We start from the raw sequence: 13437 nt of genomic DNA on the forward strand, positions 1-13437 counted from the left end.
CCCATGAGAGCCAACAAGTTCACCAAAGAAGCTGTTTACCGCAGGCTGCTCAAGAATGCGGGTGAGTTATGGAACGTACACCAAAGTGACCTGGAGTCCATTGATCCAGTGGCCAAAATGCTGTTGGGTGCTTTAGCCAAAGAGTTGGAACGAGTTGGTAACGACCTATACTCTTCCGATGCCCGCATCTTTGATCGATTAGCGGAACTTCTACTTCCAGAGGAATTGCAAGTGGCTACCCCAGCGCACGGCATAGTGCGCATGGAACCCAGTGAGGAGGGTGAGATCACCGCGTATGATGAGATGTACTTCGAGAAAAAGTGGAAGGACAAACAGAACCTGAACAAGATAAACTCGGCCGATATCCATTTCAGCAGTGCCGGAGAGCAACCCTTGAGCCGCCTTCATTTATGTTACCGTGTTCAAGCCGGGCGGGCGCAAGCTGTTCAAGGGATAAGAGCGGAAGAGCTGGGCGAGGTGGAATTGCAGCAGCACGACCATGAGATCCTCTTGGGTTTCCGTGGAGCGCGTGACATGGAGAGTTCATCTGTGCGTTTATACTTTGATTGGCCGGTAGTGCAACAGAAAAAACGCTTGTTCAACACAGTGCCAAAAGTTGCTGTGTTGAACATGAAAGGTAGTCGCATCCCCACGCGCCCTGGCCTGCATGGTTCTGTGGATCACTTTGATCTGCGCTCCTCCCTGCGGCCTGTGGTCAAGTTTGAAGAACAGGTGGTGAACTACTACGATGAGCGCTTTTTGAGCATTGAGCAAGTGGACCTGAATGAAAGCGTTCGCAATGAGGAATTGAATTTGCAGTTGCAGGAATTGGGTGAGCGCATTGATGGAGATGATACGATATGGTTGAAGGTTTTAATGCCACCGGACAATACTTCAGAAGAAGTTCGGGATTGCCTAGTATTGGACAACTGTACGCCGGTGCTGAACCGCAAGCTGGACAAGGTCATCTTCCGCCTGTTGCGGGATCTGAACATCCGCCGCATCGATTTCGACAACTACTTTCTAGGTGTGGAACGGGCAGAGAGCAACAAGGGCCGAGTGTATGAAGCGTGCCCTTCCTTCGAGCTGACAGAAATGACCGCAGGCAGCTACAATATTAGGATCGGCGGTGCTGGCAGACTGGATGAGCGCGATGGTCATGACCACCTGAACTACCTTTTGGATCTGCTGCGCGATGAAAAGCGATCATTCTCTGCGTTGGACGTAACAAGCACGGTAGCAGACCTTAATACCATTAAGCAGATCCTGGAAAAGATCGAGAAGAAGAGCGGTGCCATAGCTGGCGGCAAGCAACCTTATGTTGTTATCAAACCGCATACCGATGCGGAGAACGCCCACATGCATTTTTGGAGTTGCGATGGCACCTTGGCCAATGGCATAACACCGAACAGCAAACTTCGGGTAAAGAACCCCGGATTGGCCCGCAACGGCTACGCCACCATGGTAACCACCACCATTGGTGGTAGTGATTCCAAAAGTGACAAAGAGATGGTGCGGGTTTTCCGTGCGGCTTTGCTTTCAAGAGGTATGGTAGTGACCAAACGCGACATTGCCGAATTGTGCCGTTCCATTGCAGGGCCAGTGTTGGAGCATGTGGTGGTAACGAATGGATTCCGCACCGCGGCCACACGCAACAATGGCTTGCAGCGCACCATTGATGTGGTGTTGAAGTTCAACGATCAAATGCAGGATGTGGAACAGCAGGAGCACCTGCGCCAGCGGATCATTTCCGAACTAAAGGCCTCTTCCAACTTCTCCAAACCACTGCAGGTTATCCTGAACTGATGGCGAAGAAACACGCATGGAAGCAATGGCAAGCGGAATTGCGCTCACGAGCCGAGGACATCCGGGCCGAGGTCGTTATCGCGGATCTGGTGTTGGACGGTTCCATTGATCTGGACGATGTCTTCATGCTGCCCAATGGAGGTTTCCACCGCATCATTTCAAAAGATATTGCCGCTCTGCATGATCCCGGTACAACTGAGCACAAGACAGAACGCGCGGTGGTGGAAGTCAATCGCAAAGGGTTGTACGACGGATTACCGGAGGTGCTTTTCCATCAGAATCGTAAACCCAAGTCCTTTCGTTCCATTATCGAGATCAAGGACGAAGTGAAGTACCATAATGAAGTTGAACGCAAGGCCCGTAAGTTCTTCTCGCCACTGGATCATGAATTGCTGCGAACCAGAAGCCTTATAGAGCTGAACGAGCGCAGCATGACCACGGAGTTGCTTTCTCTTGACAATGAACGTGGTCTGCGTAAATTTTGGAGCATACCTGAATACTTCAGCAAAAAGCAGCAAGGCACGCTAATATTGCTGTTGCCATTGGTACATCGGTTGGTCAAGGACTTGGACCTTATCGCGCAGTCCATGCAAATAGTACTCGATGTGCCCGTGGAAGTGACTTTAATAACGCCAGAACCATTGAAGATCGACTCCGGATCTCAAGTGGCCTTGGGAAGTGGTCAACTGGGTGTGGACATGATAACCGGAGGTGTTTATCAGGATGATGATGAAGTTGCTTTGGTGCGCATTGGCCCGACCAGCAAGTCAAAGTCCGCAAGCTTCGCTTATATGCAACGTGGTTTTCAGCAGTTCATGTACCTCAGTGAATTGTTGTTGCCCGCTGATATGGAGGTACAGTTACAGGTGGAATTGAAAACGGAGGAACGGGATCTGGTCATGCACGAGGATCCAGAATATATTAGATTAGGCGTTACAACTTACTTGACCTGAGTATAACATGGATCCACTGGGTGGCATAAGAAGTACGGTATCGCAAGGCAAAGCCATGCAAAAAGGGCTTGGTTCCAAAGTGAAACAGGCCAAAGGAGCGCAGGCCAAAGCGGCGAAATTCAACAGTGGCATCGTAAAGCATTTGTTGGTGTTTTTATTATTGGGTTCATTATTGGGTCTCACCGTATTCCTGCCGTATTACCAATTCGATGGATTTTTTGCCACACCGGCGCCGGATGGCACTGTGCCAAAGCTTAACATGGTTCGCGTGGTGTTTACTTCACTGTCCATCATTTTCTTGTTGATCGGTATATGGCATTTAAGCAAGGCGGAGAAAAAGGTGGATTGGTTCGATCGCTTCCGCTTGGGTCCTGAGTTTGGACTCACTTTAGGCTTTGCTTTCGTAGCCGCTCTCGGGTTGTTCCTGATGCACCGTTTCGGTCATTTATTGCTGTTTTGGAAAACCACGCCACCCAATGCCTATTTCGAACCCATGGCCAGTACCTTCGCATTACTATTTGCCAGCACGGCCATCTGGTTCGTGGTGCCTTTCCTGGTAAGGCATCTTTACCAACGCGCCATGTTGGTGGAGGACAAACAATATCCGCTGTGGTATTTCCCAAAGAACCACAAAGAGAAAGAGCCGGTTTGGATAGAGCCCTTTGTTCATCTGCACATGCGCTTCATACCTGACCGAAAACAAGGCAGTAGTAAATTAATAGAAACCAAATTGCCGTTACAGTGGAATTTTGGGCAAGGGGTGTATTTATTTATTGAGGACTACAATGAACATCGAAGTCCAGATGCTCCGATCAAAGAATTGAGGCAAGATGATAATTCATTAGGCTGGTTGTTCAGTGTACCGAAAAAAATAGGCAGTATTAAAATAGGCCAGCGCTACCTCGACCCCGAACTGAGCGTGCAAGAAAACCGGATCGTGGAGAATACCGAGATCCGTTTTAGCCGTATTCACCGAATTCCTGCTAAGTCATGAACGATCCCATAAAGAACGGCTACATCAATTGGATCGATGGAATGAAGATCAGCAAAGATCACTTCATCGATATGCAACGTGCTACCGAAGACCGTGTTCGCGATGCCCGGAGCATACTTAGCGGCGAGTTTGATATGGGCCTGCTTGCGGGCAAGTTGAAGGGTAGGGGTTCATTGGAATACATTATGACCGTAGGACATCCCAACCGGATCGATGTGGAGGTGTATCAATGCCGTGCGCTAAGTCCTGCTGGTGATCGGGTGGAGATCGTGAGCGACCTGAACAGCCTTACCAATGCGCTGAAAGCCAACTTTGTCATTGATCTGGAGAAGGCCGAGGACCAAGATATATTCGATATTATTGTGAAGGTTGATTCCTTCAACATGACACCTTACGGTGAACCGGATGTAAAGGAGTCGCCGCCCAGACATCCCTTCGCACAACCAGAATACACGTTGGAATTGGCGCCAAGCAAAGAGATCCAATACAACGAGTACAACCGGAACTACGTGGTGTTGACCAGGGTGCAATTAAGCGGAGGCGTGATCAAGCATTTGAAAGATTATATTCCGCCGTGCATGAGCATGGAAAGCGCTGCGGAACTCACGGAATTCTATTTCAAGTATCTTCAATTCGTGAAGGACCTGGAGCAGAATGCTTTGCACATCATCATAAAAACAAACAGTGCAGAGCACAAAACCCCGTTGGTCAGAAATGTGGAATTGATCGCCCGTCGCGTGTTCGATCTTATCGAGAAGGAGATCGATGATGTGGTGCTTTTCTATCGCTTCGAGAACCCGGTACATTTCGTGGCACACACAATGCGCTTGGCCCGGTGCATTAAGAACTCAATTGAGCTTACTACCAATACAGGCAAGGATGAATTGTTGAATTATTTCAGCACCGAAGTAATGGATCTTAATTCGGCGGAATACATGAATGTTCTGTCCGGCCTTTTCGGTATGGAGTACCAACATTACGATATCAATGCGTGTTTGACGCGCATCAGTTCATTCTGCAAACACACCTCGAAATTATTCAATGAACTGAGCCGCTTGGATTACATCGGCAAGAAGAAGGACATCGGCATTTTCGTGACCGACAAAACCAAAGAGGATACCGCTTCTGCCCCCCAGAAACGCAGAAAGTGGGATTTTTGAAACCTTGATCAAATGTTATCTTCAGCATACATCAGATACCCCAGGTCCATAGATGCGACTTCGGTTGCGGCGAAAGCCTCCTGCGTATTGGTGGATGACGGAACAGGTCGACTAGCTTATAACTTAGTATCCTCAATGGCAACGATACCAAACTCTTCCTCACCGACTCACTTCCTGGTGACCTTAACGTCGACGATTTCTGTTTCGGTCTTAACGGTTTGCGTGATGGAACCCGATCTTAGTTCATTAGCATGCTCTTTAGGAGATCCAAGTAAATGCGGATGTCATTAATGATCTCGATCGGTCAGAACAACATTACGGATAAAAACAATCATTTAATCTCCCACAACCATGTCTTTCAGAGCAGACCTTACCATTGATGACCGCACCTACCGTGTGCTTTCTTGCACACATACGCTACTTACGCCAGTGGATCCTCCTTCAGGAAGACCAACTGGTCGAACCAGGGGTGGTACCGTAACCATTGAGATCGAAAGCACTGATGATATATTTTTGTGGATGAAGATCGCTCATTTAGCGGTGGCTGGGGAGCAAGTTTTCGACGGTGAAGTGGTCTTTAGGAAAGTCGAAGAGGATGTGCGTATGAGAACACTGAAATTCAAGGATGCTATGGTAGCGGAGCATACCGAAACCTATAATGCTACGGACAAAACGCCTATGACCATCAAGTTCTCATTGACCGCTCGCAGGCTGATAATGGAGGGGACAAGCGAATCTGGCGAATTCGCAAATGAGTGGTCAACGTAAAGAGAAGGGGCCACATGTGGTGGAACTCAATACTGCTATCCCAGATCAACTAACAATGCAATCCTCGCTACCATGGAACCAAATGCCATCAAACAAGAGATCACTGAGATCCGCCAGAACATTGCAGCACTAAAACGACGCTACGAGCGCAACATTCAATTGCATGCTGCTACTTGTGTGGAGAAACGCGCCATACAAATTGAACAACAGAAGTTACAGCGACTCAAACGCCAATGTCCAGCGGTGAGTACCTCGTGGGAGGACAGTTTCGCGGTAAGCTAGTATACAAACTCGCTCCATACTGGTCCAAAAGTAATTCTGCCAGATCGTCGTTCATGGAGTGAAACGAACGTTTCAGCCACCTGAGCCATGGCTTGGCTAAATCGGTGCCTTGCACGGTGTTGAGCAGCAATATGTTTGTATCGTAGAACAAAACAAACAACCTAAAACAACAACACCATGGCATTCAGAGCAGACCTTGAGATCGACGGCAAACAATACAGATTGTTGCATTGCAGTTATTCATTGCAGCGCAGCGTGGATCCTACCGGACGACCATCATCAGAAGTTAAAGGCGGTACCATTAGCTTCGAGATCGAAAGCACCGAAGACACTTCCTTGTGGGATCTGATGATCGCACAATTCAAAAGTGTGGACGGCACCATTACCTTCAAAAAGCGGGATGAAGATGCTAAGATGAAGGAATTGAAATTCGAGACCGCCTACGTTGTTGACCTCTCCGAGAATTTCGACTCAGTGGGTGGTAACCCAATGACCCTCTCATTCACCCTTTCGGCGCACAAGCTCACATTAGGCAGCGAAACACACGTGAACGAGTGGCCTGTGTAAAGCAATAAGGTTAGTGGGAAGAGCGATCCAGATGGGTCGCTCTTCCCACGTCCTTTATGCTTTGTACTAATGATCGTGTTCCCACAAGAGCCCAACGTGAGGGGTCCTATGGGACAAAGACCCTACCATTGGTGCAATGAGGTTGCACTCTTTTAATGAGTAGTGATAGAATTGACATTGACTTGATTGACACTCCCCCACAGATCATGAGCTACATTGAAGAACAAACCAAACTAAGTTCCTGCCTTAAGCGATTGCAGAGCGCACCGGTGGCCGAGATATTGGCCGATCGGGAATTTCAATACTTCAACAAATGGCGCAACCGTTTCAGTGATCGCCAAACGCACAAACTGATCCAACTACCACCATATAACCCTGCAACTCCCAAATTCAAAGATGAGCTGGGTCGAATTTGGCATGAAGTAATAGATAGCTCCCAAATGCACAGCGATAAATGGAACTGGAACCCGTATACCATACTGGCAGATAAAGGCCAAAGTTTGCGTAACAGTGAGCGGAACAAAAAGCAGCGTACATGCCGTAAGTTCATTCGTGAAGCTGAATTGCCAGGATACGTGGGGGCAGAAACAGAAATGGTAATTGCACGCAATGGCAACCGTATGATAAGTGGAGACCGGATGGAGATCTTCCGATTTGCTTCCAGTGGTCAGCTGAGCAACCGCTCCCAACATGGTGGAAATGTATCCAGCGATGGCTTGCACGCCAAATTTGATATTGCGCCTCGCCAAAAATTCGGTCATCAAGCCATTATGTGCTATCCGGCACCACCTGTGCGTATAGTCGACTTCGTTGACCTTCTGGATAGCAATGAGGTGGATCTGAAGAATATGTTCAAGAGTTATTTCTAAGAATGTTACAAAACAGTTCCATAGTAAAGACCATCCTTACGGGTGGTTTTTTAATATGCAGTTTCCCAATTGCTTCAACCACGATCGTAAAGGCCAATGCCAGCGTTTTTAACCTTGGTGCGTAAAACTGAGACTTCGGAACTGCTTCAGCTTTCAACCTCAACCTTAACTCCGAACTCTCTACCAACACCACCTGCATTCAAGCATGTCGTTCATCCATCCAAACCCATCCTACATGTGTTGGGTCATCGCAACCGCTCACTACCCCAATATACTTGTATCATCAAACTAGAACATTCACTAAACCTTGAAACACCATGGCATTCAGAGCAGACCTTACCATTGACGGAAAAGAATACCGACTGATGCATTGCAGTTACGCCCTGCAACGTAGCAAGGACCCCACCGGCCGCGTATCATCGGAAGTGAAAGGTGGAACCATCAACTTCGAGATAGAAAGTACTGAGGATACCTCCTTGTGGGATCTGATGATAGCACAACACAAAAGTTCTGAAGGAAAGATCGTGTTCAAGAAACGCGACGAAGATGCCAAGATGAAGGAACTTTCATTCAAGAATGCGTACGTGGTAGAGCTTAGTGAGAAATTTGACTCTGTAAGTGGCAACCCAATGACATTGAATTGCACTATTAGTGCACAGCAACTCACATTGGGCAGTGAAACGCTGGAGAATGAGTGGCCGGTATAGTGGGATCAGATAGAAATGCAGGCTAGTTGGAACTGGCCTGCATTTCACATTTCTAAATCACTGCCGTCCGGAACAATCCTAGCTCGGCAGATTGACGTTCTGGAAGACCTGGTTTTGTTGAACTGGTCTGCTGGACACTAAAGTTAGGGTGGTCCGAAGTTAAAAACGTAAGTTGTTGAGTTGGTGGCGATCCGAAAAGTGTAGGATCATCAGGGCTCAGCAACAATTCCTTTAGATCCACATAACGCATTAAATGCAATCGCACTAGGCCCACCATCGTTGAATATGCTGGCTGGATCTTGAAGGAGAATAATTTGCGCTTGATCGTTACCAATAGATCCGCGATCAAGGCGCACCAGATCTGGATCCGGATCGCGTTCTCATTGTCACCTAGGAAGTCGGTAAACTTCAGGTTCTGCTTGAGACGCTTGAATAGTATCTCAATTTGCCACCGCTGTTTATAGGCTTGGGCTACGTTCACCGGTCCCATTTTACCCATGTTGGTAATGAATTGCAAGGTGCGTTTGAAGGTCTGGTCGTAGTAGGTTATCAAGCGCAACAGTATAGGGTTGAGTTCGCCTTCGTGGCCCAGCAGAACCCATTGGTCTTTGAGTACTCCAGCCTTCTTGGCGCTTGCGCTTACCGTGCGATCGCGAAGTATTTGCACCGTGCTTCGCAGGTTTAGGCGCGTAACAAAATGCACCCCGGTCTTACCCCAGTGCCTATACAAAGGGTAGTTCATGTACGCCTTGTCGAACACCAATATGGTTCCCTTGGCCATGTTCTTGAACTCAGGCATGAACTGCTTGTCGTTGGTGGCCGCTTTGGTAATCCGAATCAGAGATGGCACTTCTTCAGTAAGGTGCATACCCATGTGGACCTTCACCCCGCCCTTGCGTTTTCCGTCGGCAGGAGTGCGCCCACAAGCCTTCATGATCTCTTTGAAAAGTGTAATTGTGGTTGAGTCTACCAAGAACAAATTACGTAGCCAACGTTCGTTCTTTGGCAAACTGCTGTCCGATAAATAGTGTCTATATCGGCGGTATATGTCCGCAAAAACCCTAGCGAACAACTCTGGTGGCCGCTTCTTATTCGCATCGCTTACGGTGCTGCGTTTGGGCAGGTGAGTAAACCCCAAGTGTTTCAGACCTTCGCTATAACCCGCTAAACCACTGGTGAGTTCGCGAAGCCCTGAAGTTCTTTGCAACACGGCAAAAATCATAGACCCCATCAAGGTCCATGTATTGAGCTTCTTTACAGCGAAGTCTGCACCGGTTTCAACTACCGCATTATGGAAGTCTTTTCGGTTGATAAGCGATAACAGCTGTCCGTAAACCGGAGTTCCAGCCTTTGCCTTAATTTTGCCCATGGTACCATTAATTATGGAAAGGGATCCGCGACGCAATCAGGGGTCCCTTTCCTATTTTAGCAGTGCAAAATTATCCGGTCCGTTCTATTGTTCCGGACGGCAGTGATTTCTAAATGATCATTCTTGAACTGAGCATTATATTAACCTAGTAAAAACCAACGCCCAATGAGTTCCTATCACTACCGCAATCATAGGCTGCCTGACAATGAACGAAGCACATTCAGAAATGGACTGGCGCAACGCATGGTCGTTTCACCTGGCGTTGAGTTGTACCGTGTGATCACGCCCCTTGATCAATTTGGGAATGGCAACCATATTTTTGGTAAGTATTGGTTTACCCATAAAGCATTGACCCAACTTCGGAGCCTTATGCAGGTCAACGGCTGTACGTTCGAGGAAGCCGCAAGAGCCAAACTAGCTGTGAATGAAGTATGGAACCCGAAGATGAGCCACTTATGCAAGATCAGAATGCAACGTCTGGCTTTTGTTTGGAAAGGCGGCGCTAGGTACCAACACAAAGCGAACACACAAAAGAAGGTGGCTTACATCGGGGATGCAGAGCAGATCTACATTCCACATATATCGATCGCCAAGGCCAACGACCAAGGTGATCGTCCGTTGAGCGAACTCGCTACGTTGATCTATAACAGACCTTTGGAGGAGGTCATTCGAAATGGTGGTTGGTGATCCGATCGAATTACAAGCTATGTATGGTCTCTGTTCCGATGTACAAGAAAGTAAGTTACACGGTTTGTCGGCTCGAAAAGCATGAGACACATGCGGGAAGCGTTCCACACACTCCTTTCCTTGCACTAAATTGCGCCAATGTGCTCGCATACATCGGCAAGGTCACTCCACATACTGCTACAGACGTTGTTAATGGTGTCCATTCTTTTCATGACGGCCGGCTGCGAGCAAAAGCCCAAGGAGGTAAAAACAGTGGTGGAGCGTAAACCCTGCTCTGGTGATCCCTGCTTCAACCCAGCTCTTGCAATGCAGAACGGTTCTGGAATGAATGGTGCTCGTTTTGGTAAGGTGCGTGATGGCGGAGCCCGACAACATGATGGAATTGACCTGCAAATGGATATGGGGACATCGCTTTTCGCAATGTACGACGGTTACGTTGTGGAAGCTGGTAAACGCTCAGGTTACGGTAACTGCCTTGTTTATCTTACCAAGTTCCACGGCCAGCCTATTTATATTATGTACGCTCATCTGCGTTCCATTAGTGTAGCAGTAGGTGACGTAATTAAAGCAGGTGATCTAATTGCCTTGTCCGGAAACACCGGTAATTTAGAGGTAGCGATTTACCAAGGGAGTGTAAAAGCGCACATGCACTTGGAGGTGCGAGAATTTGAGATCGACAAAACGTTTTCGGCCAGTGCTCGTCTGAACCCGGAGGACTTTATGGGTACGGAATTTGGCGCCAGTGGAAGACCCGTTTACGACCGCGATTGTCATCATGCCTTTTAGTGGTATTCCTGATCATGTCCTTGATGCAGCAATGTCACCTGATCCGCGCCTTGGTTATAGCTTCTGGTCCTAGGTAAAGAAAGTATAGAGAATGAGAGGCTTCATAATTACCCAGCCGCCCACGATCGTTCTTTATGTGATGAAGCATTTTGGTATTCACATGTCCATGTTATATTCGTCGAAGGATTATTTTAACCCGTAGCTTGTTTGTAGAAGCTGAACGCTTTATCATTGTTGTAACCTTAATACACCTTAAATGGAACCGTTGAATAAGAAGGAACGTCAAGTGAATATTGGGATCTTCGTGCTTATCCTATTACTCACTTTGCTGCCCATCTGTGCTGGTGTATATCTGTTCGCTCGCACGGATGCCCACGAGAATGAATTGTTGCGCACCAAGGTGGGGGCGATGAAAGTCTATGAAGAAGAAGAAGGGAACATCGCGCAGATGCAACAGGAAATCACGTTAAAGGTAAAGGCCGTGATCGAAGAGCTCAACAAAGTGAGCCCTTCCAAGGATATGTCCGGTGAATTGGCCGATCAGATCTATAGCCTCCCAACAAGTTTGAAAGATCAATTGACGTATCTGAACCGAAACGTAGTGGGGCAGGAAAAGAAGAAGGATACTGCTTTGATGATCGAAATGTGCATCGCATTGCAATTGTACAATGAGGGATATAAGAACCTATATGATGAAAAGGATCAAATGCTGCGTACAATGAATGATATGCAGGACGATATTACCCGCATTAAGAACGTCGCCATACAGTACAATGTGCCACCTAGTGAACTGGTCGTCCGATGAAGAGACCGGTCATATTCAGCTTACTGGCCGTGTTCAGCTTCGGTGTCATGTTCATGCTAATGGCATCAACACATTACGAAACACTGCCTATCGAATTCCGTAATGCTCAGGATTCGCTGGTTGTGGATACTGTGTTCTGTATTGGTGAAAAATTCCGGGTTTCACCTCCACAAGAGGCTACTTCCAAAAATGACGAGATAAAGTGGAGAATGGATAATTCGCTGTCTGAAATTGAGCCCGTCCGCGAATTCTCACACCTTGCCGAGGGTGTGCATAGGCTGGATATGTTGATCAATGGAAGATATAGGGGCACAAGGACCATTACCGTGAAGCAATGCAACGCGGTGATACACATGCCAAGTAGAATGGAATTGAATGTTGAAGCCACCTTCAGCGATAAGACCAACAACGCACGCTCGCGCCACTGGTACATCAACGATGAGGATGTAACGGTGGATAGCAGCGCGACCGAACTCACTTACCAGTTCACCAAAGCCGGTGACTACAAGGTGGATGTGCGCGTAATAACCAATGACGGGGATACCTTGCCGATGTACAGTAACGAAATGGCCGTGTACCCACCACAGAAGAAAGTAGAAAGAAGAGAACCCGTATTGCCACCTACTAAAAAGGAACCCAAGGTTGAAAAAAAGAACGAGATAAAACCGTCGGTACCACCCCCTAGCCCCTTGATAAGCAACGGATTCCTGAACAAGGCCAGCTACGAATTCAGTGAAACGTATCTGGTAAGCTACGTAGATGGCGTAGAGGAAAGTTGTTATGACTACAATGGTGAACGCAGAACGCTGAACTTGAAAGACCTGAAAAAAGATGTTTGCCTAAGCAAAATTTGGGTAGTGCCGGACCCTAATCTGAAAGGTAATAAATTACTTGTACGCATTAAGAATGCGAAGAGCGACTACCAATGGGTGCAGAATGTATTTCCAGTGCAAGGTGGGTTTTCTGATGGTCCTCGATACGTAAGCGTAACCACACTGGGTTGTGCGCTATTGAAAGGAGAATCGTACATAATTACGGTACAGTCTGCAGATGAACAAAGCCGCTTCGCCGACATGAGCTATGATAATGATTGCCTAGGAGTTATTGACATAGGTGACTTAATGGGTGGCTTGGATTTTGTCGAAAAGACCAAGATCGTGAAACTTGAATTCAAGTATTGATACCACTATTATTATGCCATTCATATCAGAGCTTCAGAATATGTACAGGTGGCTATTGGCACTGTGCATGCTACTGATGGGTATGACCGCTTTGCCTCAATACACCTTAAACGCTTGTTCCAATAGTACAAACGGTGTTTTTGATCTTCAAGATATAGCTTCACAGTTCGTAGTTGGTACCATGCTATGTGATTCTTTCGGAGTAAGTTTCTCAACTTCTACCACTGTGGTCGACTCAATCTCACTTGAAACGGCATTTAACAGTGTTACGGACACGGTTTATGCTATTGTTTCTTCCGATAATTGCCTGAACACAAGTTGGGATACGCTGTTTTTGGTGGTAAACCCAATTCCAAATTTGGCATTGGGCGTGGGTCCATTTTGCTCGGGAGATCTTCTAATCATCGGCGTGGCTCCAGCTTCTCCCATGCAGAGCTGGGTTTTGGAATGGCAATCTACGCTGGGAGGCGCACCAGACACGATTAATGGTATGGACAATCCAT

14 protein-coding genes are annotated in these 13437 nt (G+C 47.4%); 13 read left to right on the top strand and 1 reads right to left on the bottom strand.

What is annotated here, in order from left to right:
- The first annotated feature begins 3 nt into the window (after nucleotides 1–3).
- The 9 genes from IPF95_07460 to IPF95_07500 all read left to right on the top strand — a co-directional run bounded on the left by IPF95_07460 (nucleotide 4) and on the right by IPF95_07500 (nucleotide 8106).
- The gene (locus IPF95_07460; GenBank protein MBK6474534.1) at nucleotides 4–1806 is read left to right on the top strand and encodes a type VI secretion system baseplate subunit TssF; all 1803 of its coding nucleotides are present in this window, start codon (nucleotides 4–6) and stop codon (nucleotides 1804–1806) included.
- Nucleotides 1806–2759 (top strand): type VI secretion system baseplate subunit TssG, encoded by a 954-nt coding sequence (locus tag IPF95_07465; protein MBK6474535.1) that lies wholly within the window; start codon nucleotides 1806–1808, stop codon nucleotides 2757–2759. Before IPF95_07460 ends, IPF95_07465 begins: the two co-directional genes overlap by 1 nt.
- Before the next feature lie 7 nt (nucleotides 2760–2766).
- A complete protein-coding gene (locus tag IPF95_07470) occupies nucleotides 2767–3753 on the top strand; it encodes a hypothetical protein (GenBank protein MBK6474536.1) in 987 nt (328 codons plus the stop codon).
- Nucleotides 3750–4913: a hypothetical protein gene (locus IPF95_07475; GenBank protein MBK6474537.1), complete on the top strand. Its 1164-nt coding sequence runs from the start codon at nucleotides 3750–3752 to the stop codon at nucleotides 4911–4913. Before IPF95_07470 ends, IPF95_07475 begins: the two co-directional genes overlap by 4 nt.
- A 351-nt stretch (nucleotides 4914–5264) precedes the next feature.
- Nucleotides 5265–5681 (top strand): hypothetical protein, encoded by a 417-nt coding sequence (locus tag IPF95_07480; GenBank protein MBK6474538.1) that lies wholly within the window; start codon nucleotides 5265–5267, stop codon nucleotides 5679–5681.
- Between the two features lie 72 nt (nucleotides 5682–5753).
- Entirely contained in the window at nucleotides 5754–5963 is a 210-nt protein-coding gene (locus IPF95_07485; GenBank protein MBK6474539.1) for a hypothetical protein, read from the top strand.
- A gap of 177 nt (nucleotides 5964–6140) precedes the next feature.
- Nucleotides 6141–6530 (top strand): type VI secretion system needle protein Hcp, encoded by a 390-nt coding sequence (locus IPF95_07490; GenBank protein MBK6474540.1) that lies wholly within the window; start codon nucleotides 6141–6143, stop codon nucleotides 6528–6530.
- 206 nt (nucleotides 6531–6736) lie between these two features.
- Nucleotides 6737–7399 (top strand): hypothetical protein, encoded by a 663-nt coding sequence (locus tag IPF95_07495; GenBank protein ID MBK6474541.1) that lies wholly within the window; start codon nucleotides 6737–6739, stop codon nucleotides 7397–7399.
- 317 nt (nucleotides 7400–7716) lie between these two features.
- Nucleotides 7717–8106 carry a type VI secretion system needle protein Hcp gene (locus IPF95_07500; GenBank protein ID MBK6474542.1) on the top strand — a complete coding sequence of 130 codons (390 nt, stop codon included), beginning with the start codon at nucleotides 7717–7719 and terminating at the stop codon, nucleotides 8104–8106.
- Nucleotides 8107–8158: 52 nt separating this feature from the next.
- Here IPF95_07500 and IPF95_07505 read toward each other — a convergent pair whose 3' ends face one another.
- Nucleotides 8159–9475 (bottom strand): IS4 family transposase, encoded by a 1317-nt coding sequence (locus IPF95_07505; protein ID MBK6474543.1) that lies wholly within the window; start codon nucleotides 9473–9475, stop codon nucleotides 8159–8161.
- Nucleotides 9476–9640: 165 nt separating this feature from the next.
- Here IPF95_07505 and IPF95_07510 point away from each other — a divergent pair, with 165 nt between their 5' ends.
- The 4 genes from IPF95_07510 (at nucleotide 9641) to IPF95_07525 (ending at nucleotide 12934) form a co-directional block, all read left to right on the top strand.
- Nucleotides 9641–10162 carry a hypothetical protein gene (locus IPF95_07510; protein ID MBK6474544.1) on the top strand — a complete coding sequence of 174 codons (522 nt, stop codon included), beginning with the start codon at nucleotides 9641–9643 and terminating at the stop codon, nucleotides 10160–10162.
- Nucleotides 10163–10354: 192 nt separating this feature from the next.
- Nucleotides 10355–10948 carry a M23 family metallopeptidase gene (locus tag IPF95_07515; GenBank protein ID MBK6474545.1) on the top strand — a complete coding sequence of 198 codons (594 nt, stop codon included), beginning with the start codon at nucleotides 10355–10357 and terminating at the stop codon, nucleotides 10946–10948.
- 256 nt (nucleotides 10949–11204) lie between these two features.
- Entirely contained in the window at nucleotides 11205–11753 is a 549-nt protein-coding gene (locus IPF95_07520) for a hypothetical protein (protein MBK6474546.1), read from the top strand.
- Nucleotides 11750–12934 (top strand): PKD domain-containing protein, encoded by a 1185-nt coding sequence (locus IPF95_07525; GenBank protein MBK6474547.1) that lies wholly within the window; start codon nucleotides 11750–11752, stop codon nucleotides 12932–12934. The genes IPF95_07520 and IPF95_07525 overlap by 4 nt, the downstream gene beginning before the upstream one ends.
- Nucleotides 12935–13437 lie beyond the last annotated feature (503 nt).

This window comes from Flavobacteriales bacterium (assembly GCA_016704485.1).
GTDB lineage: Bacteria > Bacteroidota > Bacteroidia > Flavobacteriales_F > PHOS-HE28 > PHOS-HE28.